At 33.9% G+C, this 25,840-nt stretch carries 30 protein-coding genes; 10 read left to right on the forward strand and 20 right to left on the reverse strand.

Annotation, left to right across the window (positions count from 1 at the left end; all coding sequences use genetic code 11):
- Positions 1–47 precede the first annotated feature (47 nt).
- The 11 genes from O5O44_RS01975 to hemA form a co-directional block, all read right to left on the reverse strand.
- On the reverse strand, positions 48–569 hold the full coding sequence (locus O5O44_RS01975; RefSeq protein WP_289195525.1) for a DUF4442 domain-containing protein: 522 nt from the start codon (positions 567–569) through the stop codon (positions 48–50).
- Positions 570–1,043, reverse strand: a complete 474-nt coding sequence (locus O5O44_RS01980) for a methylated-DNA--[protein]-cysteine S-methyltransferase (protein ID WP_289195526.1) — start codon at positions 1,041–1,043, stop codon at positions 570–572.
- 12 nt (positions 1,044–1,055) lie between these two features.
- On the reverse strand, positions 1,056–2,165 hold the full coding sequence (locus O5O44_RS01985; protein ID WP_289195527.1) for a CNNM domain-containing protein: 1,110 nt from the start codon (positions 2,163–2,165) through the stop codon (positions 1,056–1,058).
- A 185-nt stretch (positions 2,166–2,350) separates the two neighbouring features.
- Positions 2,351–3,340 carry a porphobilinogen synthase gene (hemB, locus tag O5O44_RS01990; RefSeq protein ID WP_019388388.1) on the reverse strand — a complete coding sequence of 330 codons (990 nt, stop codon included), beginning with the start codon at positions 3,338–3,340 and terminating at the stop codon, positions 2,351–2,353.
- A gap of 53 nt (positions 3,341–3,393) precedes the next feature.
- Positions 3,394–4,296 carry an oxygen-dependent coproporphyrinogen oxidase gene (gene hemF, locus O5O44_RS01995; RefSeq protein ID WP_289195528.1) on the reverse strand — a complete coding sequence of 301 codons (903 nt, stop codon included), beginning with the start codon at positions 4,294–4,296 and terminating at the stop codon, positions 3,394–3,396.
- Positions 4,297–4,299: 3 nt separating this feature from the next.
- Positions 4,300–4,842, reverse strand: a complete 543-nt coding sequence (locus tag O5O44_RS02000) for a GNAT family N-acetyltransferase (protein WP_289195529.1) — start codon at positions 4,840–4,842, stop codon at positions 4,300–4,302.
- Positions 4,832–5,590 carry an EI24 domain-containing protein gene (locus O5O44_RS02005; protein WP_289195530.1) on the reverse strand — a complete coding sequence of 253 codons (759 nt, stop codon included), beginning with the start codon at positions 5,588–5,590 and terminating at the stop codon, positions 4,832–4,834. The genes O5O44_RS02000 and O5O44_RS02005 overlap by 11 nt, the downstream gene beginning before the upstream one ends.
- Positions 5,591–5,720: 130 nt before the next feature.
- Entirely contained in the window at positions 5,721–6,749 is a 1,029-nt protein-coding gene (hemE, locus tag O5O44_RS02010; RefSeq protein ID WP_289195531.1) for a uroporphyrinogen decarboxylase, read from the reverse strand.
- 44 nt (positions 6,750–6,793) lie between these two features.
- Positions 6,794–7,150, reverse strand: a complete 357-nt coding sequence (locus O5O44_RS02015) for a four helix bundle protein (RefSeq protein ID WP_019388393.1) — start codon at positions 7,148–7,150, stop codon at positions 6,794–6,796.
- A gap of 92 nt (positions 7,151–7,242) precedes the next feature.
- Positions 7,243–8,817, reverse strand: coding sequence for a hydroxymethylbilane synthase (gene hemC / locus O5O44_RS02020; RefSeq protein ID WP_289195532.1), 1,575 nt, complete (start codon positions 8,815–8,817; stop codon positions 7,243–7,245).
- Complete coding sequence (gene hemA, locus O5O44_RS02025; protein WP_289196459.1) at positions 8,810–10,072, reverse strand: glutamyl-tRNA reductase; 1,263 nt, start codon at positions 10,070–10,072, stop codon at positions 8,810–8,812. The genes hemC and hemA overlap by 8 nt, the downstream gene beginning before the upstream one ends.
- Positions 10,073–10,260: 188 nt before the next feature.
- On the opposite strand from hemA, the gene O5O44_RS02030 reads away from it, so the two are divergent.
- The 4 genes from O5O44_RS02030 to O5O44_RS02045 all read left to right on the forward strand — a co-directional run bounded on the left by O5O44_RS02030 (position 10,261) and on the right by O5O44_RS02045 (position 13,127).
- The gene (locus O5O44_RS02030; protein WP_289195533.1) at positions 10,261–11,160 is read left to right on the forward strand and encodes a helix-turn-helix transcriptional regulator; all 900 of its coding nucleotides are present in this window, start codon (positions 10,261–10,263) and stop codon (positions 11,158–11,160) included.
- A 49-nt stretch (positions 11,161–11,209) separates the two neighbouring features.
- The gene (locus tag O5O44_RS02035; protein ID WP_289195534.1) at positions 11,210–11,362 is read left to right on the forward strand and encodes a hypothetical protein; all 153 of its coding nucleotides are present in this window, start codon (positions 11,210–11,212) and stop codon (positions 11,360–11,362) included.
- Between the two features lie 180 nt (positions 11,363–11,542).
- Complete coding sequence (hemH, locus tag O5O44_RS02040; protein WP_289195535.1) at positions 11,543–12,577, forward strand: ferrochelatase; 1,035 nt, start codon at positions 11,543–11,545, stop codon at positions 12,575–12,577.
- A gap of 1 nt (position 12,578) precedes the next feature.
- Entirely contained in the window at positions 12,579–13,127 is a 549-nt protein-coding gene (locus O5O44_RS02045; RefSeq protein ID WP_289195536.1) for a CopD family protein, read from the forward strand.
- 114 nt (positions 13,128–13,241) lie between these two features.
- Here O5O44_RS02045 and O5O44_RS02050 read toward each other — a convergent pair whose 3' ends face one another.
- Positions 13,242–14,120, reverse strand: coding sequence for a carboxypeptidase-like regulatory domain-containing protein (locus O5O44_RS02050; protein ID WP_289195537.1), 879 nt, complete (start codon positions 14,118–14,120; stop codon positions 13,242–13,244).
- A gap of 318 nt (positions 14,121–14,438) precedes the next feature.
- Between O5O44_RS02050 and O5O44_RS02055 the strand changes: the two genes are divergently transcribed.
- From O5O44_RS02055 to O5O44_RS02070, 4 genes are all read left to right on the forward strand, one after another.
- Positions 14,439–15,923 carry a sensor histidine kinase gene (locus O5O44_RS02055; protein ID WP_289195538.1) on the forward strand — a complete coding sequence of 495 codons (1,485 nt, stop codon included), beginning with the start codon at positions 14,439–14,441 and terminating at the stop codon, positions 15,921–15,923.
- A gap of 41 nt (positions 15,924–15,964) precedes the next feature.
- Positions 15,965–16,747, forward strand: a complete 783-nt coding sequence (locus tag O5O44_RS02060) for an enoyl-CoA hydratase/isomerase family protein (protein WP_289195539.1) — start codon at positions 15,965–15,967, stop codon at positions 16,745–16,747.
- A 100-nt stretch (positions 16,748–16,847) separates the two neighbouring features.
- Positions 16,848–17,930, forward strand: coding sequence for a polysaccharide lyase family 7 protein (locus O5O44_RS02065; protein WP_289195540.1), 1,083 nt, complete (start codon positions 16,848–16,850; stop codon positions 17,928–17,930).
- Between the two features lie 109 nt (positions 17,931–18,039).
- Positions 18,040–19,113, forward strand: a complete 1,074-nt coding sequence (locus O5O44_RS02070) for a PA0069 family radical SAM protein (RefSeq protein ID WP_289195541.1) — start codon at positions 18,040–18,042, stop codon at positions 19,111–19,113.
- Positions 19,114–19,174: 61 nt separating this feature from the next.
- On the opposite strand, the gene O5O44_RS02075 is transcribed toward O5O44_RS02070, so the two are convergent.
- Together O5O44_RS02075 and O5O44_RS02080 are read right to left on the reverse strand one after the other, a co-directional pair.
- Positions 19,175–19,783 carry a hypothetical protein gene (locus O5O44_RS02075; RefSeq protein ID WP_289195542.1) on the reverse strand — a complete coding sequence of 203 codons (609 nt, stop codon included), beginning with the start codon at positions 19,781–19,783 and terminating at the stop codon, positions 19,175–19,177.
- Between the two features lie 312 nt (positions 19,784–20,095).
- Positions 20,096–20,689 (reverse strand): hypothetical protein, encoded by a 594-nt coding sequence (locus O5O44_RS02080; protein ID WP_289195543.1) that lies wholly within the window; start codon positions 20,687–20,689, stop codon positions 20,096–20,098.
- Between the two features lie 204 nt (positions 20,690–20,893).
- Here O5O44_RS02080 and O5O44_RS02085 point away from each other — a divergent pair, with 204 nt between their 5' ends.
- Positions 20,894–21,769 carry an AraC family transcriptional regulator gene (locus O5O44_RS02085; RefSeq protein WP_289195544.1) on the forward strand — a complete coding sequence of 292 codons (876 nt, stop codon included), beginning with the start codon at positions 20,894–20,896 and terminating at the stop codon, positions 21,767–21,769.
- Between the two features lie 11 nt (positions 21,770–21,780).
- Positions 21,781–21,954, forward strand: a complete 174-nt coding sequence (locus tag O5O44_RS02090) for a hypothetical protein (RefSeq protein ID WP_289195545.1) — start codon at positions 21,781–21,783, stop codon at positions 21,952–21,954.
- An 11-nt stretch (positions 21,955–21,965) separates the two neighbouring features.
- On the opposite strand, the gene O5O44_RS02095 is transcribed toward O5O44_RS02090, so the two are convergent.
- The 6 genes from O5O44_RS02095 to O5O44_RS02120 all read right to left on the reverse strand — a co-directional run bounded on the left by O5O44_RS02095 (position 21,966) and on the right by O5O44_RS02120 (position 25,666).
- Positions 21,966–22,622 carry an HD domain-containing protein gene (locus O5O44_RS02095; RefSeq protein ID WP_289195546.1) on the reverse strand — a complete coding sequence of 219 codons (657 nt, stop codon included), beginning with the start codon at positions 22,620–22,622 and terminating at the stop codon, positions 21,966–21,968.
- A gap of 5 nt (positions 22,623–22,627) precedes the next feature.
- On the reverse strand, positions 22,628–22,966 hold the full coding sequence (locus O5O44_RS02100) for an avidin-fold protein (RefSeq protein WP_289195547.1): 339 nt from the start codon (positions 22,964–22,966) through the stop codon (positions 22,628–22,630).
- Between the two features lie 18 nt (positions 22,967–22,984).
- Positions 22,985–23,986: an acyl-ACP desaturase gene (locus O5O44_RS02105; protein ID WP_289195548.1), complete on the reverse strand. Its 1,002-nt coding sequence runs from the start codon at positions 23,984–23,986 to the stop codon at positions 22,985–22,987.
- A gap of 12 nt (positions 23,987–23,998) precedes the next feature.
- Complete coding sequence (locus O5O44_RS02110; RefSeq protein WP_289195549.1) at positions 23,999–24,736, reverse strand: 1-acyl-sn-glycerol-3-phosphate acyltransferase; 738 nt, start codon at positions 24,734–24,736, stop codon at positions 23,999–24,001.
- A 25-nt stretch (positions 24,737–24,761) separates the two neighbouring features.
- Positions 24,762–25,172 carry a hypothetical protein gene (locus tag O5O44_RS02115; protein ID WP_289195550.1) on the reverse strand — a complete coding sequence of 137 codons (411 nt, stop codon included), beginning with the start codon at positions 25,170–25,172 and terminating at the stop codon, positions 24,762–24,764.
- Between the two features lie 83 nt (positions 25,173–25,255).
- Positions 25,256–25,666: a BrxA/BrxB family bacilliredoxin gene (locus O5O44_RS02120; protein WP_289195551.1), complete on the reverse strand. Its 411-nt coding sequence runs from the start codon at positions 25,664–25,666 to the stop codon at positions 25,256–25,258.
- Positions 25,667–25,840 lie beyond the last annotated feature (174 nt).

Raw genomic sequence — 25,840 nt, forward strand, 5'->3', positions numbered from 1 at the left:
AAGTAGAAACTAAAGATAATAAAATTAATATACTGTATTGTAGAAATTTAATTAGTGTGTGCTTTCTGTTGACGTCTTTCTCTGTAATAACTTTTATTGGCAACATAAATAGTTTTGGTTAGTTCTGCAATAACTTGCGTACGTTTATTTATAATATTCGTTTCTTTTACGATATTAAACTTTCCATGTTGTTTTACCTCTATTTTTATAGTTTCAATTTCATCTGCAGAAAAAGTAAAATCGCAAAATACGTCTTCTTTCGCTGGTTTTTTGTACTTAATCGTGGCTTCTTTATCCCAAACTACATAATTGTCTCCTAAAATGTTTAATAATTGAATCATGTACATTGGATCGGTTGCTGAGAATAAGCTCCCACCAAAAATTGACCCTACATAATTTCTATTTTTATAGCTTATTGGAATTTTAACTTTTACATGATGCAGATCTTGCGATACTTCAACGATTTTACCTGTTGATCTTTTATACATAGGAGACAAATTAAACCCATATTTATAAATTTGAGCTTCAGAAAAAAAGCGTTTAGCAATATGCGATAATGTTCTGTACATTTAAAAAAGTGTTTGTTGCTTATAAGGGCTTTCATGCTCTAATAACCACTGCTTGCGATGCAACCCGCCGGCATATCCGGTAAGACTACCGTCGCTACCAATAACACGATGACATGGAATAATAATCCAAATAGGGTTTTTTCCATTGGCATTGGCCACAGCTCGTATGGCTTTAACATCGCCCAATTGCTTTGATAGTTTTAGATAAGACGTTGTTTTGCCAAAAGGAATTTGTTCTAGTTCGTTCCATACTTTTTTTTGGAAATCGGTGCCTTGTGGATTTAATTTTAAAATGAATTTTTTGCGATTACCTTCAAAATATTCGTTGAGTTGTATGACACAATCTTCTAAGTTATCAGGAATTATATCTGTTATTTTTTCTTCTGAATTCAGAACAGTTACAGAAGAAATACCATCTGCATCACCAATAATTTTGGTAAAACCTAAAGGAGTATTAATGATACAAGTTTCCATTAACACGATGTATTATTCTTCATCATCAATAATACCTAATTTTTTGGCGCGTGTTTTCCAGCTTTTTCTTGCTAAAAGTTGAAGGTCTGAAACGTTATCACTTTCATCCATAATTTCCAAACCAAGTAAAGTTTCAATAACATCTTCCATAGTTACTAATCCACTTACACTACCGTATTCATCAACTACTAAAGCCATATGGTTTCGGCTTTCCACTAATTTTTCAAAAAGAGTTGGAATGGGTAGATCTCTATTAACTATAATAATATCGCGTTTAAGCTCAGATAATTTTTTCTTATTATTATCTAGAGCCATTTCTTTAAAAATTTCATCTTTTAATACCAGTCCAACAATATTATCGGGGTCATCTTTATATATTGGAATTCTTGAAAATCGAATGTTTAAATTCCATTTAAAAAAATCTTCAACTGTAGTATTTTGATTTTCAGCTTTCATAACCGTTCTAGGTGTCATCACATCTTTTGCAAAAACCTCTTTAAAGGTGAGTAAGTTTTTTATAATTTTACTTTCATTTTCTTGAAAAACACCTTCTTCATGAGCCATGTCTGCCATGACTAAAAACCCTTCACGACTTAATACACTCCCGTGCCCTTTACCGCCAATAAGTTTTGTAGTAAGTTGAAGCAACCATAAAAGCCCTGTCCATTTTAGAGGGAAAATCAATACATTTAAAGCTTTTGAAGTAAAGTTGGCAAGCTTTTTCCAATACGTTGCGCCAATAGTTTTCGGAACTATTTCTGAAGCGACTAAAATCAAAACCGTCATCACAGACGAAACCACACCAACCATTAAATCTTCAGTAAATTTAATTCCTAAAATCGTACTAGTTTGGGCGCCGTAGCTTTCTACATAAGCCACTTTGGCTTGTACACCAACCAATATAGCGCCTACGGTGTGTGCAATAGTATTTAATGTAAGAATTGCAATTAAAGGTCTATCTACATCTTTTTTTAAAGCTTCTAAATTGGATGCATATTCTTTGCCTTCTTGCTTTTTTACGTTAATAAAAGTAGGTGTAACACTTAAAAGTACAGCCTCTAAAATTGAGCATAAAAATGAAAAAAAAACGGAAATAAAAGCGTAAAATAGTAGTAATCCCATAACATGTTTTAAAACTCGAAAATACTAATTTCAAACGAGAAATGGTATTAATCTTTTGTGGCAGTTTAAAATAGCAGCAGTAATTTGTGTTTACTTAAATAAAAGCACTTAAAATCTCAAAAAGACCAATATCTTCGGTTTGAATTAGGCAGGTTAAAACAAAGCATATCATTGATAAATGAAAGTTACGAAATCAATTTCACAACATCTTTAGCAAAATATGAAGCAATGATATCGGCTCCTGCTCTTTTTATGGCAGTTACTTGTTCCATCATAACAGCGTCGTGTTCTAACCAACCTTTTTCAGCGGCTGCTTTTAGCATCGCATATTCACCAGAAACTTGGTAAACCGCAACAGGAACATCAACTTCGTTTTTTATTTCACGCACAATATCTAAATAGCACAAACCTGGTTTTACCATAACAATATCTGCACCTTCGTCTATATCCATTTCGGTTTCTCGAATCGCTTCAAAACGGTTGGCGTAATCCATTTGATAGGTTTTTTTGTCCTTCGGAATATCAATTAAATCCACAGGGGCAGAATCCAGAGCATCACGAAACGGACCGTAAAATGCCGAGGCATATTTTGCAGAATAACTCATAATTCCGGTGTTGATGAAGCCTTCATCTTCTAGGGCTTCACGGATGGTAAGGATGCGTCCGTCCATCATATCACTAGGCGCAACAAAATCGGCACCAGCTTGCGCATGAGAAATACTCATTTCTGCTAATACTTCGGCAGTTTCATCGTTGATTATTTGTCCGTTTTCAATAATACCATCGTGCCCGTAAGCAGAATAGGGGTCTAGTGCCACATCAGTCATCACCAACATATCTGGACATGCATTTTTAACAGTTTTAATAGCACGTTGCATTAATCCGTTTGGGTTCAAGGCTTCGGTACCTTTATTATCTTTCAAATTATCGGGTACTTTTACAAAAAGCAATACCGATTTTAAGCCCAATTTCCAAAGTTCCCTCACTTCATTTTCCAGTAAATCTAGACTGTAACGGTAGTAATTTGGCATCGATGGAATTTCATCCTTAACACCTTTACCTTCAACAATAAAAAGTGGCACTAAAAAATCGTTTGGTGTTATTATGGTTTCTCGAACCAAACTACGAATGGCTTCGTTGGTTCTTAATCTTCGGTTTCTTCTAAGTGGGAACATGGTTTTTTATTTTGATAGGTTTCGACTGCGCTCAACCTGACATTTAGTTTTTATTAAACCCAATCAACGGGATTTTTTAGAACGTTAATTAATTTTTCTTCGTCACTTCCAGCCTCTGGATGATGGTCATACACCCATTGTACATGCGGTGGTAAACTCATTAAAATACTTTCAATTCGCCCGTTCGTTTTAAGTCCGAAAAGCGTGCCTTTATCGTGTACTAAATTAAATTCTACGTAGCGTCCGCGACGAATTTCTTGCCAACTACGTTGTGTTTTGGTGTATGGTAAATTTTTACGCTTTTCAACAATAGGAGCATAAGCATCAAGGAAACTATCTCCAACTTCGGTTACAAAGTTATACCAATTTTCCATAGACATCTGTTCTGAAGCTTTGCAATAATCGAAAAATAAACCACCAATGCCTCTGCCTTCATTTCTGTGAGCGTTGTAAAAATATTCATCGCAACGTTTTTTATACGTTTGATAAAACTCCATGTTATGCTTATCACATGCTGTTTTACAGGTTTTATGAAAGTGAATCGCGTCTTCTTCAAACAAATAATAAGGCGTTAAATCTTGCCCGCCACCAAACCAACTATCTATAATATCTCCGGCGTCATTATACATTTCAAAATAGCGCCAGTTGGCATGAACTGTTGGCACCATTGGATTTTCTGGATGCAAAACTAAACTTAGTCCGCATGCGAAAAAATCGACATCGCCAACATTAAAATAAGCCTGCATCGATTTCGGTAATTTACCATGAACTCCAGAAATATTGACGCCACCTTTTTCAAAAACCTGACCATTTTCAATAACGCGAGTGCGCCCGCCGCCACCTTCTGGTCGTTTCCAAATGTCTTCTTCAAATTTGGCTTTACCATCTACAGCTTCTAGCTTAGAAGTTATTGTATTTTGCAGATCCTGTATGTATTGATAGAACTTATCTTTCATTGGTTACTCCATTTCATTATACAATTCATATAATTCCATATCTAAAGGCTTCTCTCCTGGAGGGGTATGTTCTTTTTCTAATGTTTTTATCCAGGTGAAGTTACAGTTTTCCGCTACTTTAATGCTTGGTTTATTGCTTGGGTGAACTATAATTTGAAGTGTTTTTAAATTTAAAGTATCAAAAGCGTGATTTGATAATATTTTTATGGCTTTGGTAGTGATGCCTTTACCTTCATATTCGTACCCAATACAGTAAGCAAATTCACCCTCCTTTTTGGTCCAATTTAGTTTTTTTATATAAATTAATCCCACCAGTTGATCGGAATCGTTTGTTTTTAACGTGAATAGAAACTCACCCTTATTTTCAAATTGTTTTACTTTTTTAGCTACAAATATATTTGCTAAATCGGGAGTTAGATTTTGTTCTAAAGTTTTAGGAAAGTAGCGTTTTAATCGGTCTTCATTAGCAACAACAAAATTGCAAATTTTCCATCCGTCTTTAGGTTGAATAGGAGATATGCAGTATGAATCAAAATTAAGCTGCATTAACAGAGTTTTTTTTAATTTGAAGGGCTTCAACCGTTTTGATTGATGCTGCGGTAACCGATAACGGTAACACTAAAATAACCCCTATTACAGGAATTAATAAAAAAAGAATAAAAACTATGCCATTACCTATGGCTAAACCACGATGATTACGCACAAATTGTAGGCTCTCTTTATATTGAAAATGGCGTTCTAAAGTGTAATCTATATTACCGAAACCAGCATAATAGGCTTGAATCAAAAACAACAATATGGTTGAAAATATATTGACTACCGGAATAAATTTTAATAACAAGATAGGAATGGTTAAAAGCAATTCCATAATGAGGTTTCTGCCATTTATTTTAATACCACGCCAGAGTTGTTGCATAAAAGATGTGTTTCTATGGGTATGCGGAACATTGCCTGTAAAATGAGCTTCTATTTTTTCGGATACGGGACTCATAAAAGGTGCAGATAATGCCATTATGATGTGTTTGAAAAGGATTAAACCGATTACAATTATGATTAATCCACCTATAACATTGCTAATAGAAGAAAAGGTTTCTTTGCCCCAATCCCAAATCCAGATTTTAGCAATGAAATTCCCGATATTATCTGATAATGCGTAAGCTGAACCAAAAACGGCAATGGCAGTTACAAAACTGATGAGCATAGGAATAGCAAAATATTTCCAAAGTTTGAGTTTTGAAACTAAGCTGAAAGCACCGAAGTATGCTTTTATACCTGAAATGATGTTTTTTATCATAGAAGCGTCTCCCTAGCCCTCTCCATAAGGAGAGGGGATTAGATTCGTGTTTATTATTTAACTTTCGTTCCCAATTTAATTTTTTTTACAAATTATTCAATTGAGTAAGAGTTTCTTCCCTTCGGGGAGATTAAGAGGGGCTCTTATATTCTTTTACAGCATCAATAAATGCCTTAGCATGATCTAACGGAATGTTAGGTAAAATACCATGACCAAGGTTTACTATGTATTTATCTTTACCAAACTCGTTAATCATTTGGTGTACCATTTTTTTGATTTCTGAAGGTGGTGAAAATAAACGTGTAGGGTCGAAATTACCTTGTAGCGTAATGTTTCCACCGGTTAAATAACGCGCGTTTCTTGCAGAACATGTCCAATCTACACCTAACGCCGAAGCACCAGATTTTGCCATTTCGCCCAGTGCAAACCAACAGCCTTTTCCAAATGCGATTACTGGAGCATCGTCTTTTAATGCATCGATAATTTGTTGAATATATTGCCATGAAAATTCTTGATAATCTACCGGTGAGAGCATGCCTCCCCAAGAATCAAAAACTTGCACTGCGTTACATCCTGCTTTCACTTTCTCCTTAAGATAAGCTATAGTAGTGTCTGTTATTTTTTGTAATAATTGATGCGCCGCAACAGGATTTGTAAAACAAAATTCTTTGGCTTTATCGAAATTTTTACTGCCTTGTCCTTGTACGCAATAGCATAAAATAGTCCATGGAGAACCTGCGAAACCTATCAACGGAATCTCGTCGTTAAGTTTTTCTTTGGTAGCTTTTATGGCTTGATAAACGTAATCTAATGCTTGAGTAACATCTGGAACAATAACATTATCAACATCTTTTTGGGAACGAATTGGGTTTGGCAAATATGGACCAAAATTGGGTTTCATTTGCACCTCAATATTCATGGCTTGCGGAATAACCAATATATCACTAAACAAAATAGCGGCATCCATACCATATCTGCGAATTGGCTGCACCGTAATTTCACTCGCCAATTCAGGAGTTTGACAACGCGTAAAAAAGTCGTATTTCGCTTTTATTTCCATGAATTCTGGAAGGTAACGACCAGCTTGACGCATCATCCAAACTGGAGGACGGTCTACGGTTTCGCCTTTTAACGCTCTTAAGAATAAATCGTTCTTCATATTTAGCTTTTGGCTTTTGGCTCCTAGCTGTTTGCTAAAAGACATTAACTGTTTTTAATTTTGTTAATTAAACTATTTATCATTCTTGCTTCTAATTGAATTAAAGTGAAAATAGTTTCGAGTTCTTTTTCTTCTATAAATTTTAATTCTTGAGCAATAATTAATTGGGTTTCTACTTCAAAAAGCGAACCTATTGCAATTTCGAGAAACCGTTTAAATTCTACTTCGCTATTTCTACTGCATCCTTCTGCAATATTAGACGGAACTGAAATCGATGCTCTTGTTATTTGACTCCTTAAACCAAATTTTTCTTCAGAGGGAAATTTTTTTGATAATTGATATACTTGCTTTACAAGCTCAATTCCGTTTTTCCAAATATCAAGTTTTCTAAAATCTCTCATTTTATCCAGCTGTAGACTATCTGTCTTTAGCTTTTAGCATTTTTTATTCTTAACAGTAGTGCCATGAGCTAATAGCTAATGGCGAAAGGCTATTAAATATAATACTCATTAACCAACTCAATAACACTTTCTACAGTTGGCACTTTGGCAACGCGCACATCGTTAAAGTGCTTTTTTGCTTCTTTAGCAGTTGTTTCGCCAATACAAAAGGCAATGACTTCATCATGGTTACTTTTTACAAAACTTTCTACTGTTGATGGACTGTAGAACATAACACCTTCCACTGAATCGTCTATTTTAACGCCATCATATTTCGTACTATAAGCTTCAACTTCAGTTACTTTTATATGATTTTCAGATAAAATAGTTGGTAAATCGTCTAATCTTAAGTCGCTGCAAAAATAGGTAGCTTCAGTACCTTCCATGTATTCAACTAAATACTCAGCTAGTTTTTTGGCGTTCTTTTCAGCATGCTTAACTTTACCTATTTTATTTTCAATAAGGCGCTTTGTACGTCTACCAACACAGTATATATTTTTAAATTGTAATTCTGATGCCGAATAATTTGTGGTTAAGGATTCAACTGCATTTTTACTCGTTATAATAACGTTCTGAATTTCGTTTTTTAAGAAACGCGGATGAATTCTGTTAATATTGATTTTAATAAAATCGCTACTTTCAGCAATCACCTTTTCATGAAATAATAAGCGCTGATCTTCGGTTAACTTTTTAGTAGAAAACACATTGGTTTTTCTATCTGAATTCTTGATTTTATCCATCAAGCGTTTTCCTCCGCGCTCGATTATAAAATCGGCACAATATTGCGCCATATCATGATGCTCGCCTAGTTTTTTAACTCGAGTCACATCTATTTTTTTGGTGCCATCTGGACTAAGTAAAACACCTTTAAAGTTTATTTCTTCATCTTTAATGTAAGCTAAAGCACCAATAGGCGCGGTACAACCGCCTTCTAATTTATTTAAAAATTCGCGCTCAATGGTTGTGCAAATTTCAGTTTCTTCATGGTTTAATTCGGCACAAGCTGTTTTAACAAATTCATCTTCTTCCAGAGCAGTAATCATTATAGCACCTTGCGCAGGAGCTGGAATCATCCAATCTAAATTAATTGCCTCTTCGGGTCTTAAACCTATACGACCAATACCTGCAGCAGCAAATATGGCTCCGTTCCAGTTATTGTCTTTTAGTTTTTGCAAGCGTGAATTAACATTACCGCGTAAGTCCGTTATGGTATGTGTGGGGAAACGGTTTAACCATTGTGCGCGCCTGCGTAAACTTCCCGTAGCAATTACCGCTTCTTTTGCTCCTAAAAACTCTTCGTTATCTTTAAAAACCAGTGTGTCGTTTACATTACCACGTTTCAAAACCGCAGCTTGGACAATACCATTTGGTAAAACTGTAGGCACATCTTTTAAAGAATGTACTGCAATATCAATATCATGATTTAACATGGCGATATCTAAAGTTCTGGTAAAAATGCCTGTGATGCCTAATTCGTAGAGTGGTTTATCTAGAACCAAATCACCAGTAGATTTTACAGGTACTAATTCGGTTTGATGACCAGCCTCTTCGAGTAATTTTTTTACAATGTTGGCTTGCCATAGTGCTAATTCACTATCGCGCGTACCAATTCTTATGGTTTTAGACATTTTTTGTTGAAGGTTCTAACTGAAACACTTTTTTAATCAATTCAAGACTTTCGTCGGTTGAAATATTGTCATCTTTAAGATGATGTGCAAAGTGATTTGTTATTTTTTGAATGATGTTTTTGCTAATTAATTCGGCTTGTTCCTCGTTAAAATCGTCAATTTTTTTACGTTGAGAATCTAGTTCTGCAGTAGCAAAATCTGATAGTTTATGTTTTAAAGCTTTTATGGTAGGCGCAAATTTTCTTGTCTCTAACCAGCCATTAAATTCGCCTTTTATTTCTTCTATAATAGCTTCGGCTGAAGGAATATGAGCCTTACGAGCTTCTAAAGTTTGATCGGTAATTTTCGACAAATAATCTAGATGAATTAGCGATACATGTTCCAATTCTTCAACATTAGCATCAACATTTTTAGGAATAGATAAGTCTAAAATTAAAAGCGGTTTATTGCTTTGAATAATGTGCTTGTCAATTGTTGGTCGCTGTGCGCCAGTTGCTACAATCAAAATATCTGAAGATGTGATTTCTTCTTGTAAATTGGCATAATCCTTAACCAGTAAATTAAATTTACCTGCAATTTGTTCTGCCTTGTCTTTTGTTCTGTTAATTAAGGTAATGTGCTCGTTTTTGGTATGTTTTACCAAATTTTCACATGTATTTCTACCTATTTTACCTGTTCCGAAGAGTAAAATATTCTTATTAGAAACATCTTCAATTGTATTTAAGATATATTGAACGGAAGCAAAAGAAACCGAAGTTGCACCAGAAGAAATATTGGTTTCTGTTTTAATACGCTTACTGGCTTGAATTACAGCATTAACAAGTCGCTCTGAAAAATGATTCAGTAAGCCAAATTTTCTAGAAAGTTTAGCACTGGTTTTAAGCTGACTGATAATTTCAAAATCGCCAAGAATTTGACTGTCTAATCCAGATCCTACGCGAAACATATGCGAAATTGCATCTTTGTTTTTAAAAACGTAAGCCACTTTTTGAAATTCTTCAACTGTGCCTCGTGTGTTTTCACAAAGGAGTTGAATAAGTTGAAATGGATGTTGAGCAAAACCGTAAATTTCGGTGCGATTACAGGTAGAAGTAACCACCAAGCTTTCAATATCATTATCTTTAGCTTGATTAAGCAATGCCAGTTTAGATTCATCATCCAAACTAAATCGCCCTCTTATATCTGCATCGGCTTTTTTATAACTTAAACCAATAGCGTAAAAGGAACTGCTTTTACTAATATTATACTTATGCATTGCTATACCTGAAATTGTCAAGCAAAAATATGTGGTTGCAATAAGAAAAAGTAACGCTAGAAGAACTTTTAGTGTCGTTTGTGGTTTTTTAACATCAAATTGATAAAAAACATGATAAATATCATATTTTTGTAGTGTATTCAATAGGTTTTAATGATTTTATTTAGAACCAATCTAAATAAATACAAATGAATTCAGATTATAAACAGGTAAAAAGTGTCGCTAAAAGTTCTTTTGAAGAAACAAAAATTGAAGACGGATTTTTAATTCTGGCTTTTAAGAACGATGAAAATATTGCACAAAGTGTTGCAAAAGAAATAGATAGCAGTTTTTTACAATTTCATTTCTGTATCAAAGGGTCTAGTAAATTTGTTTTCAATCAAGGGCGATATACCTTAGATATTCATGAAGAAAACTCGTTACTGCTTTATAATCCGCAACGCGAATTACCAATAGACCTTCAAGTAGAGTCTAACTCTTGGATTGTTACCATCATTATTTCTATAAAAAAATTCCATGGTTTATTTTCGCAAGAGGCCGATTATATCACGTTTTTAAGTGAAGATAATAAGGATAAAAAGTATTATAAAGATGGTGCCATTTCACCATCAATGGCCATTGTGCTTAATCAGCTCATTAACTATAACTTAAATGCATCTATAAAGCAACTTTATTTTAAAGGAAAAGCCTACGAGCTTTTAAGTTTATATTTTAATAGAAGCGAAGAGGCTGATGTTGAGCAATGTCCGTTTTTAGTGGATGAAACCAATGTTATTAAGATTAGAAAAGCCAAAGATATTATCATTTCAAGAATGGCAGAACCACCAAGCCTTCAGGAGTTAGCAGACGAAATAGGGTTAAGCTTAAAAAAACTGAAAGAAGGTTTTAAACAAATTTATGGCGATTCGGTTTTTAGTTTTTTATTCGATTATAAAATGGAGTTGGCCAGAAAACTTTTAGAAGCAGGTAATGATAATGTTAACGAAGTTGGACTAAAAGTAGGTTATAGCACATCGAGTCATTTTATAGCTGCTTTTAAAAAGAAGTATGGTACTACGCCCAAAAAATATGTGATGTCGCTTAACTAATCTAAGGAATTGTAACGTGTAATTACTAAATTGATAAATTAATACAGAAATGAAATATTTAACCCCAGAAATAGAAGCCTTATCTAAAAATATCCAAGGGAAATCTCTAGCAAGAACAAATGTGTCGTGTGGCATCTTTCAAGATTGTGATTATAATGAAGTGCGTCCGGAATTATATCAACAACCAAAAAGCTTAAAATAAACCGCTAAAGCCAATAAATCTTGAAGAATATGTTTTACAAGATTTTAAGATTGCAATATCTATCGTATTTTTGCAAGGCTATAAAAAAGAAATGAAATGAGCCATAACAGCAGCATGGAAACTTACCAAATTGTGACAAGGCGAATTGCATCTCATCTTAAAAAAATTGAAAATTAACAGATGAAAAAAGGAATTCTACTTGTGAATCTGGGCTCTCCAGACAGTCCAGACCCAAAAGATGTCAAAAAATATTTAGGCGAGTTTTTAATGGACGAGCGTGTTATCGATATTCCATTAGTAGCCAGAACTGCACTTGTAAAGGGCATCATTTTAAACACACGCCCAAAACAATCGGCTGCAGCTTATAAAAAAATCTGGTGGGACGAAGGCTCGCCACTCATTGTACTTTCAGAACGTCTTCAAAATAAAATACAACAACAGGTTGAGCAACCTGTAGCTTTAGCCATGCGTTATGGTAGTATGACCATTAAAAAAGGGCTTCAAGAGTTAGTAGATAAAGGTGTAGAAGAGGTGTTGCTCTTTCCGCTATATCCACAGTTTGCCATGGCAACAACCGAAACTATTACAGTGTTAGCCGAAGAGTTACGACAAGAATTTTTTCCTAAATTAAAAATAGAATCGGTTCCCGCGTTTTATAACAAACCAGATTATATCGAAGTACTTTCAAACTCCATAAAAGGACATTTAGAAGGTAAAAACTACGAGCATTTATTATTTTCTTATCACGGCGTTCCAGAACGTCATATTCGAAAAAGCGACGTTACCAAATCGCATTGTAAAATAGATGGGAGCTGTTGTGTAACACCTAGTAAAGCGCACGAGTTTTGCTATAGGCATCAATGTTTAGAAGTTACTAGATTGGTTGCCGAAAAATTACAATTACAAGAAGGCACTTATTCCACATCTTTCCAATCTCGATTAGGATTCGATCCTTGGTTGCAACCATATACCGATAGAACCATTGAGCGTTTAGGTAAACAAGGCATAAAAAACATGGCTATTGTAACACCAGCTTTCGTAAGCGATTGTCTTGAAACGTTAGAAGAAATTGCTATGGAAGGCGAAGAAATATTTCATGAAGTTGGCGGTAAAACATTTACAACCATTCCGTGTTTAAACGACGATCAAGAGTTTGTAGATCTCCTATCCAATTGGGTAAACAATTGGGTGAAAAAACCAGAAATAGCCGGCTAAAATGGAATATTACCAATATATCAAAGCTTTTCATCTCATTTTTGTAATCACATGGTTTGCGGGCTTATTTTATATTCCGCGCTTGTTTGTATATCAAATTGAAGCGTCTCAAAAACCCTCGCCTGATAAAGAAATTTTGGGTGAGCAACTTAAACTCATGGCCAAACGTTTGTGGTTTATTATTACCTGGCCATCGGCCATTTTAGCTACACTTTTCGCGATTTGGTTGCTTGTTTTACAACCATATTGGCTGCAACAACCATGGATGCATGTAAAACTTGCTTTTGTGTTTTTACTGTATATCTATCACTTTAAAACTCATCAATATTTCAACCAATTACAAAACAATGTGGTCAAAAAAACCTCCAGTTATATGCGTATCTGGAACGAAGGCGCCACATTTATCCTTTTCGCTGTTGTATTTTTGGTTATTTTACAAAATGCCATCAACTGGGTTTGGGGTATTATTGGGCTTGTTATTCTTGGAGTGCTTATTATGCTTGGGTATAAAGTGTATAAAAATATCCGTAATAAAAATCCTGAAGCTTGAGAAGTTTTGCGCTGTATGGTTTTAGAAAAATAGTATTTGTGAATGCAGAATTGCAAAACTAAATACAAAATAGCGAATTGCTACAAAACAGGTTTAAACTTGTATACCTTTTAACTAATCATAATTATTAATTAATGTAGCGTATTCCTTATTGTTGGACTTAATCACAATTTTGAAATTTCCTTTTTCTAGTTTGTAAAGACGTTTAATATCTTGTTCATCTCTAATTGTCTCAGTGTATATTAACTCATAAGTATTATGGTAATCACCATAAATATTCACTGTTACGGGCTCTTTATTTGGAGACAATTGCGTCAGTTTTACAGACTCATTTTCAAATTTAACATGTGGTTTAAAAAGTGTGTTTTCTTTATTTTTTAAGTAAATAATACCTTTTTCGAAGCTTATATTAAATGGTATGATGTCAATTTGTACATCCTTTTCAATTTCAAAATAATAACTACCATCTCTTAAATAATTTAAATCAAATTCTTTACTAAGAAGATTTTCTGTCACTACACGTTCATTAAAAAATGTTTGTCCGCGATAATTTTTTATTGAAATTTTGTCTCCTTTTTTTACTTTGTTTAAAGTTAGCAACGTCTTTTTCGCTTCAGAATACTCAATTTGTTCTTCATTAGTTGAAGTATTTTTTTCATTATTCCTTTTATCAGTTAGGGTTCCCTCGTTTAAAACTATTTGTTTTTTGTTTAATTCCATATAGTCCCCAATGGTCATATTAATGGTCTCATCAGTGGCTGTACTTGATATTTTAATGATATCATCAATTTTATAATTAACATTTTCTAGTGATAAATTGAATTGACCTTCTTGATCGGTTGTGGTTCTTAAAAACGCAGCAGGAATGCTGACTGAAGCGGAACTTACGGGCGTGTTTTGACTGTTCACAATTGTTCCCATAATTTCAAGGGTTTCTTGAGAGCTTACAAGAAGACTTGAAGATAAAAGGAGAATAAGTAGTAGTTTTTTCATTTTATTGTACTTAGACTCTACAATAAAGAAAAATATCCGACATAAGACAAATTTAATCGACGAAATACGTTAATGTAAATGCGTTTTGTCGAATTTTCTTTAATTATTTAATATTTATTAGAATGAGTTATGATTAAATCTTGTATAATAATGGAAAAACAATACTTAATTGATTTCGATTAAAGTTATTGCTGCGGTGTTTGTAGATAATCTATATTTTTCTATATATGACCATACAAAAGTTATCTTAGAGTTTTTATATGAGCCTTAGGCTGTTTGGTTTGATTATTGTTATATTTATTGAATCATAATGAATACATGAAATTAAAGAAACTCTCCTTACGCACTCGCATCTTTCTAGCCATGATTTTGCTAGTATTATTAGCATCAGTGCTTATTTCGGCAGTAGCCATTTACCAATACAAGGAGCAGAGTGAAGACTACCATAAAGAGCGTTTAGAGCGCAAAGAAGAAAACATTCAAACACATTTAAAGCGTGTTTTAAATGGTCGCCAAAATACTTGGGAAGTTAAAACAGAAAACATCCCTCTTATATTTAAAGAAGAAATTTACAACGTTGCCGACATTCATAAACTTCAAATTAACTTATACAATTTAGAAGGGGATTTGCTCATCACCTCAAAAGCAGGATTGCAAGATAATAACGTTGCTAAATGCCTTACAGCGGAAGTTATGAATGCTTTAACTCAAAATATAGAATTTAATAACGCTTCAGAAATTGCACAACACCGTTATGTAGATAAGCATAAAGAAAATGGCGAAACTTTCCAGTCCTCTTACACCTACATTACAGATAATAGATCTAAGGCCATCGCTATTTTAAATATCCCGTATTTAGAAAAAGACGATTTTCTTTCCAAAGAACTTCAAGAGTTCTTACAACGATTAGGGTTTGCCTTTATGTTGGTGCTTTTAACAGCCGTTGGCATTGCCTTTTTATTATCAAAATACATTACCAAATCATTAAAAACTATTAGTGATAAAATAAACACAACAAGACTTGAAAAACGTAACGAACGTATTGATGTTGATGATACTTCTGAAGAAATCTCAACTTTGGTAAACTCTTATAATAGTATGATAGACGAGCTTGAGGAAAGTGCGGTGCAATTGGCAAAAAGTGAGCGCGAACAAGCATGGAGAGAAATGGCAAAACAAGTAGCGCATGAAATTAAAAATCCACTAACGCCGATGCGTTTAACGGTGCAGAATTTCCAACGGAAGTTTAATCCCGAAGATGAAAACATCCATCAAAAACTAGATGAATATAGTAAAACCTTAATTCAGCAAATAGACACTATGAGTTCTATAGCCTCGGCATTTTCAAACTTTGCTAAAATGCCAGCACAACAAAATGAAACCCTTAATGTGGTTAAAATTGTAAAATTGGCGCTCGATATTTTTAACGAAGATTATATTATTTTTAGTACGGATTCAGATGAAATAATTGCTAAATTTGATAGAACACAACTCATTCGTGTGGTTACCAACTTGGTTAAAAATGCTATTCAGGCAATTCCTGAAGATAAAACGCCAAAAATTGTAATTCACGTGTCGCAAAACAATGGCGATGTGCTAATAACCGTAGCCGATAATGGATTGGGAGTTGCCGAAGAGAACAAGCATAAGGTTTTCGAGCCCAAATTCACGACCAAAACAAGTGGTATGGGTCTTGGCTTAGCCATGGTAAAAAATATTGTAGATACCTATAAAGGCTCGGTGTCTTTTGTATCAGAAAAAAATAAAGGCACAACATTTAAAGTGACATTCCCTAAAGAGTAACCATTCCTATGCAGATAGGGATTTTATAAAGAACCAAAATCATGAAATACAATAATATCCTAACCGAAGAAAACGGTGGTATCAGAACAATAACCATCAATCGCCCTAATAAATTAAACGCACTTAACAGAGAAACTATTGAAGAATTGCACGAAGCCTTTAAAGCGGCGCAAGAAGATAAAGACACTAAAATCATTATTGTAACCGGCAGTGGCGAAAAAGCTTTTGTTGCTGGTGCCGATATAAGCGAATTTGCCGATTATGATGTTAGCGAGGGGACCAAACTTGCCGCAAGCGGGCAAAATATTTTATTCGATTATGTTGAAAATTTATCCACACCAGTTATTGCCGCTGTCAATGGGTTTGCCCTTGGTGGTGGACTCGAATTAGCCATGGCATGCCATTTTAGAGTAGCTAGCGACAATGCTAAATTAGGCTTGCCAGAAGTGTCGTTAGGTGTTATTCCGGGGTATGGAGGAACACAGCGATTACCGCAATTAGTAGGCAAAGGGCGCGCCATGGAAATGATTATGACCGCAGGCATGATAGACGCAAACCAAGCCTTAAGCTACGGACTCGTAAACCATGTCACCACACAAGAAGAAATACTACCACTATGCGAAAAAATAGCTTCTAAAATTTTACGAAACTCTACAGTAGCTATTAGTGGCGCCATAAAAGCCATTAATGCGAACTATAAAGACGGTGTGAACGGTTTTGATATTGAAATTAAAGAATTTGGTAAATGCTTTGGCACCGCAGATTTTGAAGAAGGCACTACCGCATTTTTACAGAAACGAAAAGCTGATTTCCCGGGGGAGTAGGGTTGTTTGTAAGTCGTTTAATTCTTATGATGTTCATATGACGTGATTAAGTAACGAAATATTGAAACTTGTGGGATGATATTCAAACAAATTTAATAGATTGTTAATTTATTTTCATAAATTGGTAAACCAATTATTTAACAACACTTATACCACTTCTAAAATGATGAATTTCAATTTATTACAATCAATTATATCTAAAAGTTATTTCAGATTTTTTACGCTTAAATCAAGTTTAAAAATAGGTTTGATTTTTAGTGTGATGCTAAGCATTTCAGAAGTGTGTGCTCAGGCACCTTCAGATATACCAAAATTTCAAGCTTTTTTATCTCATTGCAAATTGCAAGCTCCAGGGAGCAATACTGCTGCAACAAATTCAGCATTAAATAGTGGCTATACACACGGCACTTGGTTTCATGTAGTCGATACCGATAAAATTCTTTTTAATCAAACTGGTGATAGCCAGCGTACAGAACTAAGGGATGAAATTAACTGGAATCTTAATTCAGCAGATCGTTCATTACATGCTACCATAGATATTGTTTCACAAACACCTGATAACTATCAAGTAACCATATTACAAATTCATGATGACGCCAATGCTGGAAGCGGGCCAAATAAACCATTACTAAGAATTTATAAGCATAATAACAAGACTCCAAACAACCATATTTGGGCGGTTTATAAGACTGATATTACAGGGAATAATAATATGCATATCGATTTAGGAGCTGATCCTGGTGGATACTTTAACGTCGATATCCGACTAGTAAGTGGGAATATGATTATTGATTTTGAAGGGGTTGAAAAAGTAAATGTAGATGTTTCATATTGGACATTCCCAAGCTATTGGAAAGCTGGCGTATATCTTCAAGATCCTGGGACAGCAACTGCTCATTTTGATCAGCTATTTACTGGTGATGGTACGACCTTGAGTAAAAAAAAATTAGAAATTGAAAACATCAAAATATATCCCAATCCTTTCAAAGACAAGGTAAATATTGATACTAAATCTCAAATTCAAGATATAGAATTATATAACTTATTAGGTAAAGTCATTTACAAGTCCACTGAGGTTTCCGATTTTGAATATTTTTCAGAATCATTACCAATTGGCATTTATATTTTAAAATTGGTGAGCGAACAAGATAGAACTTCAATCTTGAAATTGATAAAACAATAATACTCCTGCTAGTTTGTTAATAACCCTTTTTTATTTTAACAGTTTTGGGTTTATATAATTGCTAATTTTAAAGAGCTACTTAAATCATACTACTCTTTAATTTTACAGCATGAACCCAAAATCTACCATAAAAGGTCGCGGTGCGCAACTTAATCTGCCTAATCGGTTTTTTGAACTTAGTCACGAGATGCGTTACGACTTCCTAGAATATTGCCATAAGGAAGGCGAAACTCCCGATACAAATAAAACGAAATATCTGGAGGTGTTTCCTAAAACCATAGTCAATAAAGTACAAAGTCCTGATGTTGGTATGGGGTATTCCATGAATGCTTACCAAGGTTGCGAACACGGTTGTATTTATTGCTACGCCCGAAACACGCACGAGTTTTGGGGTTACAGTCCTGGTTTAGATTTTGAACGACGTATTTTGGTTAAAAAAGACGCCCCAAAATTATTAGAAGCCAAATTAAAAAGTAAAAACTGGAAAGCACAACCTATAGTCATGTCTGGGAACACGGATTGTTACCAACCAGCCGAAAAAATTTATAAAATAACAAGAGCCTGTTTAGAAGTGTTTTTAAAGTGCAAGCATCCTGTTGGGATTATAACCAAAAACGCTTTAGTTTTAAGAGATTTGGATCTTTTAAAAGTCTTGGCTCAAGATCAATTGGTGAGTGTAAACATCTCGGTAACCTCACTTTCTGAAAATACACGACGTATTTTAGAGCCTAGAACAACAACCAGTAAAAAACGATTAGAAACCATACAGGTTTTAAGCACAAATAGAATTCCGGTTAATGTGATGTTGGCGCCTATTATCCCGTCTATAAACAGTCATGAAATATTACCAATGGCCAAAGCGGTTTCAGAAGCTGGAGCCTTATCTATTGGTCATACCATAGTGAGACTTAATGGCGCTATTGGTGAAATTTTTACCGATTGGGTTAAAAAAACAATGCCCGATAGGGCAGATAAGGTATTACATCAAATAGAAAGTTGCCATGGAGGTGTTTTAAACGATTCAAGATTTGGTGCACGCATGCGAGGTGAAGGTAAAATAGCCGAACAAATTAATAATCTGGTAAAACTGGCTAAACTTAAATACTTTAAAGATAAAGCACCACAAAAACTGAATTGTAATTTGCATCAGCCTTGTAAAAACGGGCAGTTAAAATTATTCTAAAAAAAAGTGAGCCATTACAGCTCACTTTTCTCAACATATTCTAAAATAGGGCAATTAGAAATTAGTTAATGTATTCAACAAATTGTCTACCTTCAGAATTAAATATCATTTTGTAAGATCCTTTTTTCAAGCCTTCAAGCTTAAAGATTTTGCTAATAGTTTTAGAAGTGGTTTCTGTAATGATTTCTTTATACATTAACTCTGATCCACTTTCGTTTTGAAAATAAATACTAATTTTTAAAGGTGTTTCGTTTAAATTAAGTTTTGTTACATAAACTAAACCACTCTTAACTCTTACCACAGGCTTGTAGATTGTTTTTTCGTTTTCTTTATTAAAAACAACCACATTTGAATCGACTTTAAAAGGTATAGTGTTTATTTCTAAATCTTTGTCAAGTTCAAAAACATATTCACCATCCGGTAAAGCCGTTAAATCAAAACCTTTTGTGTAAGTTCCTGTTTTTTGGATGTACTCTTTGTATAATATAATACCGTTTATATCTTTTACAGATAATAGGTTACCTTGCTTTACAGATTCTAAAGTAAGGTAGGTTCTTTTTGCATCATTAGTAATGTTAAATAATGATCCATCATTTGCGAAACTTAACAAGGTAGCAAACATTGTTACCATTAAGATTCCTTTTTTTGTGTTTTTAATTGTGTTTTTCATAATTTGGGTTTTATAACGTTCAACACTTCAAAGGTATGTTAGTTTTACGATGTGTAAAACATTGATATTGACTAATTTATGTGCTAAATTATCTGTTATTTTTACATTAACTTTGGGTTAAATTAATATAAAATAGAAGTAAGTTAATAGGGTATATATTTACCATTTTCAAGAAATCGATACCAAAAACCTGGAAGACAAAAAAAGCACTACATCAATGTGTGCGAATAAAATTTTGAAGATTGTAGAAAAGAAAAGTGGGCCACCACAGCCCACTTTTACCAACTAAACTAAACTAAATAAGACATTAAACTAATTATTAATGAATGTTGTATACTCGGTATTAATCGAGTTTATTTCAATTTTATAATTTCCTTTATTCAATTTAAAAGCTTTGTGTATCGTCTTTTCATTTTCAAATTTTTCAGAATGCACTAATGTGTATGTTCCTTCAATGTTTTCAAAAATGTTAATCTTAGTATCTTCTTGAGATAAATTAAGTTTAGATACATAAACTAAATCATTAATCTGTTTTACAAAAGGTTTAAAGTACGACACTTCATTTTTAGCATTCATGCTAACCACATCAGATGCAATTGAAAATGGAATGGTTTTAATTTCTAAATCTTTTTCAAGTTCGAAAACATAATCACCATCTGGTAACTCAGTTAAATCAAAAGCTTTTTTATAATCACCATTAATTGCGATAGCTTCTTTATATAAAATGATCCCGTTGCTATCTATAATAGAAAGAATATTACCTTGTTTTACATTTTTTAATACTAAAGCCGTTTTTTTAACGCCTGTTTTAATAGAAGCATCAGTGTTTGTAGCGAATGAGCTAACCGTAGCCATTAGGGCAACCATTAGAATTCCTTTTTTTGTGTTTTTAATTACGTTTTTCATAATTTGGGTTTTATAACGTTCAACGGTACAAAGATATATTAGATGGAAGCCCCCGAAAACATCAATTTTGACTAATTTGTATGCTAAATTATCTATTAATTATTTGTTAAGGGTGTGTAAAGTTAATATAGCATACATTTAGGGTAAAAGAATATATAATGTGTGCATAATAAATACTAAATTTGTTATTAAATATGTACCCTCATGATTAAAAAGAAACCTACTTTTGAAAAACTTACCCCGAGTTTTGGAAGTTCCTTGTTAGTAAAGCAACATGGTGATAATGTTGACAAGAATAATGCCTATTGGCACTTTCATCCTGAATTAGAGCTGGTTTATGTAAATAAAGGCCAAGGAAAGACTCATATTGGAAATCACTTATCTTATTTTAATAACAGTCAATTGATTTTAATTGGTGCGAATTTGCCGCATAATGGGTTTTCCGATAGGCTTACAGCCAATGGCACAGAAACGATTGTACAATTTAAATCTGATTTTTTAGGAGAAGAGTTTTTTAATATACCAGAAATGGCCAATATAGTGGCGCTTTTTGAGCGTGCAAAAAAGGGCATTCGTTTTAAAATTGATACTAAAAAGAAGATTGGACGAAAAATTGAGAAGCTTTTAGAGTGCGATGGTTTAAAACGTATCTTGAAATTTCTTGAAATCTTAGATTATTTAGCAAAAACTGATGACTATACATTATTAAATGCCGACGGAATAGCTTTTGAACCCGAAGCACAGGACAGTGCTAAAATAGGTGTGGTTTTTAAATACATACGTGAAAATTTCCATCACCATATTGCTTTAGATGAAATGGCAGATAAAGTAAACATGACAGTTCCTGCGTTTTGCAGATTCTTTAAAAAAGCCACGAATAAAACATTTACGCAAGTCGTTAATGAATATCGTGTTGTGCATGCTACTAAATTATTATCTGAAGAAAGCGAAATGAGTATTGCTGATGTTTGTTACGAATGCGGATTTAACAATTTCTCACATTTCAATAAGGTATTTAATGACATTACGGGTAAAAGTGCCTCTAACTATAGAAAAGAAATTAAGCTTATTATACAATAATATTAATAGGTATGATACATAAAATCAATGAAGCTTTAAAATACTATTCCTATAAGAGACAAGGTATTATGAATTATATAAACAGTAAAGACGACTTAACTGTTGAAGAAATTATTGAAAATGCCGAAGAACTTTCTATTTTGGAGTATAAAATTACAGCGTTACAAGTGGCATTAGAGAATTAAACGTAAAGCATTTACCTCTTGCCCTCCCATTCGCCATAAAACTGGTCTAGGAAACCTAACATATAGTTATGTCTTTCTTCAGCGATTTGTTTCCCTGTTTTGGTGTTCATCTTATCTTTTAAAAGCAGCAATTTTTCATAAAAATGATTGATAGATGGGGCGTTTGAAGCTTTGTATGCTTCCTTAGTCATATTCGGGTTGGGTTTAATATCAGGATTGTAAAGTGCTCTGTTTTTGAAACCTCCATAATTAAAACAACGAGCAATACCTATGGCACCAATAGCATCCAATCTATCTGCATCTTGCACAACATCCAATTCGCACGATTTGAATGTATTTTTCCCAGATAAACTCGATTTAAAAGAAATGTTTTCAATAATTTGAATAACATGCTCTATTATTTTTGAATCTACATTGTGTTTAAATAAAAATTCACGGGCTATTTTGGGGCCAAGAGTTTCGTCGCCATTATGAAATTTACTATCTGCAATATCATGTAATAAGGCGCCTAAAGCCACTACTAAAGGATCTACAGTTTCGGTTTTACTAATTAAAAGACTGTTTTTATAAACCCGCTCAATATGAAACCAATCGTGCCCACCTTCGGCATCTGCCAAGGTATGTTTTACAAATGCTATAGTCTTATTTATTATGTCTTCTGAATGCATAAACCTTAAAGTTCTTGAAGTTTAGATGTGCCTTTAGATTTGTTACCAGAAGTCCATTGCCATTCTTCATGCAAAGTTAATTTTCCGTTGGTATGTATTTCTGGCGTTGAGGTACAAATTCCAGTCATTAATTCACCATTTTTATTCACTTGATGATACCGCATGTTAATAGAGCCATTGGCACTCACCAATCCTATTAAATGACCTGACACGATATTTTTACTTGAATAGGAAGCCGTAACAATGTTACCCGATTGTTTGTATACAAAAACAGTACTAGCGTCAGTTTCGCTATTTTCTGAACTAGAAATCGGCCTAAACCTTTTGTTATTGTAATTAATCAATTAATAATGAAGTTACTTTTACTTTGTAATAGCGGGCTCTACCCATTTAAATTGAAATGAGTTTTCTGGAATTTTCATACGTTCAGATAAACGATACATTCTCGCAGGCAATTTCATTAAATAATCTCTTGCCTTTTCAGCTTCATCCGTAAGATTAGTGATCTTATCAATTTCCCAGCGGTCTATCAATTTTTGTAAAATATCAACATAGTCTGTCGAGGTGTAAACCCCAATACGCTGTGCAGTATTTGAAAACTCTTCAAAAGCAGTGCCTATTTTATTTCCAGATTCTCTTAAAAAATGAGCTGGCATTGTAATTTTTTGCTTCATCATATAATGAAAAGCCATCATCATTTGGCTAGGATCTACTTTAAAAATACGTTCTACAAACTCAGAATACGCATGATGGTGGCGCATTTCATCGCCCGAAATAATTTTACACATTTTAGACAATCGCTTGTTCCCTTTATCTTTTGCCAGTTTTGCAACACGATTGTGCGACACATAAGTGGCTAATTCTTGGAAACTCGTGTAACAAAAGTTTTTATATGGGTCTCTATCTGTTCCAATATCAAAACCATCGGCAATTAAATGCTGTGTGGTTTTTTCAATTTCTTTCATATTTACGCGACCAGAAAGGTAAAGGTATTTGTTAAGCACATCGCCATGTCTGTTTTCTTCAGCAGTCCATTGGCGTACCCATTTACCCCATCCGTTTCCGCCATTTTCAACTTGGTCTACACCTTCAACATCCATTAACCAAGATTCGTAGGTTGGTAAGGCTTCTTCGGTAATCATATCGCCAACTAAAACTACCCAAAAATCATAAGGTAATTCTTTAGCCAACTCTCTAATTTCTTTAATTTCCTCAAAAAAAGCACCATCCGTAGATTCAGAATTCGGCAAAAAGTCTGTTGGTTGCCAAATGCTGTCAATCGGAATTAAATATTTCTCCATTAAGGCATCTACGTCTTTTTCCAAAAACTTCATCACCTCTAATCTTTTATTTTTTAAAGACATTTCACTCTTATTTTAATGGTTAATACCTGCTTTAATTGTTGTTTCAATCTGCGCAATAAGTTCTTGCTTATTAACAAAGGTAGCTAATTCTAGAGGTTTATGCACGGTAAAAGTTAGATGATTGCCCAATCCCATTGGAAACTTTCCATAACGTAACATTTTCCAGGAGTTGTTTATAGAAACAGGAACAACCAATGCTGAAGGTATCTTTTTAAATAAAATATCTAAGCCTTTAGTTTGAAATGGTTTAGGCGTACCGTCTTTACTTCGCGTGCCTTCAGGAAAAATAACGGCAGCATAATTGTTTTTTTCAATATACTCACCAAATTTCATGAGTGCTGGTAACGATTGTCTCGGGTTTTTTCTATCGATTAATGCAGCTCCACCATGACGTAAATTATAAGATACGCTTGGTATGCCTCTACCTAATTCTATTTTGCTAATAAATTTAGGATGATGTTTTCTCATATACCAAGTTAGCGGGTATATATCGTGCAAACTTTGATGATTTGCAACAATAATTAACGGTCGGTTGGTATCTATTTGATGCGGGTTATTTAAAGAAAACCGTGTGCCTAAAATATTTGCACATCGCATTAAACAAAATTGCAACGCAAATACACTTTTTTCGTGAGCTCTCGGACCTAGTGCATTAAAACAAAACCATTGTATGGGGTGGAACACAACAAGTGTTAACCCAAAAATAATATTGTAAATAACCGATAATGGATAAGACAAGATTTTTATCATGCCCCAAAAATAAATAATCTATGTTTTAGTACACAGCAACGCAGATGTTATTTTCGCAAATTATACTAGTTGGTGGGTTTACAATACTACAATCTGAAATAATACCCCATTTTGAGTTGTACTCTGCATTTATTTTATTGTAATTTGAAACTAAACCTTCTAATTTTTCAGTATCAATAGAAGTCGAATAAATTAGATAGCCTGATGGTCCACCACAAGGTTTGCTGCCAAAGCCAATATACTTGCACTCGGTAGCTTCGTTACATATTGACGTTTTAGCCAAATTTTCAATTTCTAATCTTAAAACTTCTAATTGGGCGCTATCATCTTCTTGCGTCATGTCATCATCACATTGAAAAGCTAAAAAGCTCAAACAAATCACAGCTAAAAACGGACTAAAAAACTGGTTTCGTATCATCGAATTATTTTTTTCCATAAGATGAAATTAAATAGAAAAGGTTGCGTAAACGCATAAAAAAACCACGCTATTAACGTGGTTTCTTATTTTTTAAAAGCTTCTTAACAATGCTCGTTATAAGCATCAACAAGGTTTTCAGCAATTAATTCTGCTGGTCTACCTTCAATATGGTGACGCTCTAACATGTGCACCAATTCGCCATTTTTAAATAACGCCATACTTGGTGAACTAGGAGGAAAAGGCACCATGTGGGCACGAGCCGCATCAACCGCATCTTTATCAACACCTGCAAAAACCGTTACAATGTTGTCTGGTTTTTTAGCATTTTGCAAACTCATTCTAGCACCTGGGCGGGCATTGGCTGCGGCACAACCACAAACCGAGTTTACAACCACTAAAGTAGTCCCTTCTTTTGCTAAAGCAGTTTCAACAGCTTCGGCAGTATGTAATTCTTCAAAACCAACTTTTGTTAAATCTTCACGCATTGGTTTTACTAATTCTGCTGGATACATATTTTTTAATTTTAATTCTTCATATTAATAATGTGCAAAGTTAATCAAATCCTTTGTAATAATTTATTGGGCGTTCCCTTAAAACGCTTTTGGCGTTATAAGGTCAGGCTATCACTACTCGCTTCCCGATTTTAATCGGGAGAGCTCAAACATACCGTTCTATCCTTAACGCAT

This window comes from Algibacter luteus (assembly GCF_030344935.1).
GTDB classification, from domain to species: Bacteria; Bacteroidota; Bacteroidia; order Flavobacteriales; family Flavobacteriaceae; genus Arenitalea; species Arenitalea lutea.

Bases quoted from the DNA above. Each gene is read 5' to 3' on its own strand.
- O5O44_RS02000 (WP_289195529.1), bottom strand. From the start codon at position 4,842: ATGCAGCTTAATTTTGATTCATACTGCATATCTCCTATTCAACCTAAA.
- O5O44_RS02015 (WP_019388393.1), bottom strand. From the start codon at position 7,150: ATGAGAGATTTTAGAAAACTTGATATTTGGAAAAACGGAATTGAGCTT.
- O5O44_RS02115 (WP_289195550.1), bottom strand. From the start codon at position 25,172: ATGGAAAAAAATAATTCGATGATACGAAACCAGTTTTTTAGTCCGTTT.
- O5O44_RS02075 (WP_289195542.1), bottom strand. From the start codon at position 19,783: ATGAAAAACACAATTAAAAACACAAAAAAAGGAATCTTAATGGTAACA.
- hemC (WP_289195532.1), bottom strand. From the start codon at position 8,817: ATGTCTAAAACCATAAGAATTGGTACGCGCGATAGTGAATTAGCACTA.
- O5O44_RS02105 (WP_289195548.1), bottom strand. From the start codon at position 23,986: ATGTCTTTAAAAAATAAAAGATTAGAGGTGATGAAGTTTTTGGAAAAA.
- hemB (WP_019388388.1), bottom strand. From the start codon at position 3,340: ATGTTCCCACTTAGAAGAAACCGAAGATTAAGAACCAACGAAGCCATT.
- hemA (WP_289196459.1), bottom strand. From the start codon at position 10,072: ATGCATAAGTATAATATTAGTAAAAGCAGTTCCTTTTACGCTATTGGT.
- O5O44_RS02005 (WP_289195530.1), bottom strand. From the start codon at position 5,590: ATGATAAAAAACATCATTTCAGGTATAAAAGCATACTTCGGTGCTTTC.
- O5O44_RS02050 (WP_289195537.1), bottom strand. From the start codon at position 14,120: ATGAAAAAACTACTACTTATTCTCCTTTTATCTTCAAGTCTTCTTGTA.
- O5O44_RS01985 (WP_289195527.1), bottom strand. From the start codon at position 2,165: ATGGGATTACTACTATTTTACGCTTTTATTTCCGTTTTTTTTTCATTT.
- hemE (WP_289195531.1), bottom strand. From the start codon at position 6,749: ATGAAGAACGATTTATTCTTAAGAGCGTTAAAAGGCGAAACCGTAGAC.
- O5O44_RS01980 (WP_289195526.1), bottom strand. From the start codon at position 1,043: ATGGAAACTTGTATCATTAATACTCCTTTAGGTTTTACCAAAATTATT.
- O5O44_RS02045 (WP_289195536.1), top strand. From the start codon at position 12,579: ATGGAATATTACCAATATATCAAAGCTTTTCATCTCATTTTTGTAATC.
- O5O44_RS01975 (WP_289195525.1), bottom strand. From the start codon at position 569: ATGTACAGAACATTATCGCATATTGCTAAACGCTTTTTTTCTGAAGCT.
- hemF (WP_289195528.1), bottom strand. From the start codon at position 4,296: ATGAAAGATAAGTTCTATCAATACATACAGGATCTGCAAAATACAATA.
- hemH (WP_289195535.1), top strand. From the start codon at position 11,543: ATGAAAAAAGGAATTCTACTTGTGAATCTGGGCTCTCCAGACAGTCCA.
- O5O44_RS02085 (WP_289195544.1), top strand. From the start codon at position 20,894: ATGATTAAAAAGAAACCTACTTTTGAAAAACTTACCCCGAGTTTTGGA.
- O5O44_RS02120 (WP_289195551.1), bottom strand. From the start codon at position 25,666: ATGTATCCAGCAGAATTAGTAAAACCAATGCGTGAAGATTTAACAAAA.
- O5O44_RS02055 (WP_289195538.1), top strand. From the start codon at position 14,439: ATGAAATTAAAGAAACTCTCCTTACGCACTCGCATCTTTCTAGCCATG.
- O5O44_RS02090 (WP_289195545.1), top strand. From the start codon at position 21,781: ATGATACATAAAATCAATGAAGCTTTAAAATACTATTCCTATAAGAGA.
- O5O44_RS02080 (WP_289195543.1), bottom strand. From the start codon at position 20,689: ATGAAAAACGTAATTAAAAACACAAAAAAAGGAATTCTAATGGTTGCC.
- O5O44_RS02110 (WP_289195549.1), bottom strand. From the start codon at position 24,736: ATGATAAAAATCTTGTCTTATCCATTATCGGTTATTTACAATATTATT.
- O5O44_RS02035 (WP_289195534.1), top strand. From the start codon at position 11,210: ATGAAATATTTAACCCCAGAAATAGAAGCCTTATCTAAAAATATCCAA.
- O5O44_RS02030 (WP_289195533.1), top strand. From the start codon at position 10,261: ATGAATTCAGATTATAAACAGGTAAAAAGTGTCGCTAAAAGTTCTTTT.
- O5O44_RS02095 (WP_289195546.1), bottom strand. From the start codon at position 22,622: ATGCATTCAGAAGACATAATAAATAAGACTATAGCATTTGTAAAACAT.
- O5O44_RS02060 (WP_289195539.1), top strand. From the start codon at position 15,965: ATGAAATACAATAATATCCTAACCGAAGAAAACGGTGGTATCAGAACA.
- O5O44_RS02070 (WP_289195541.1), top strand. From the start codon at position 18,040: ATGAACCCAAAATCTACCATAAAAGGTCGCGGTGCGCAACTTAATCTG.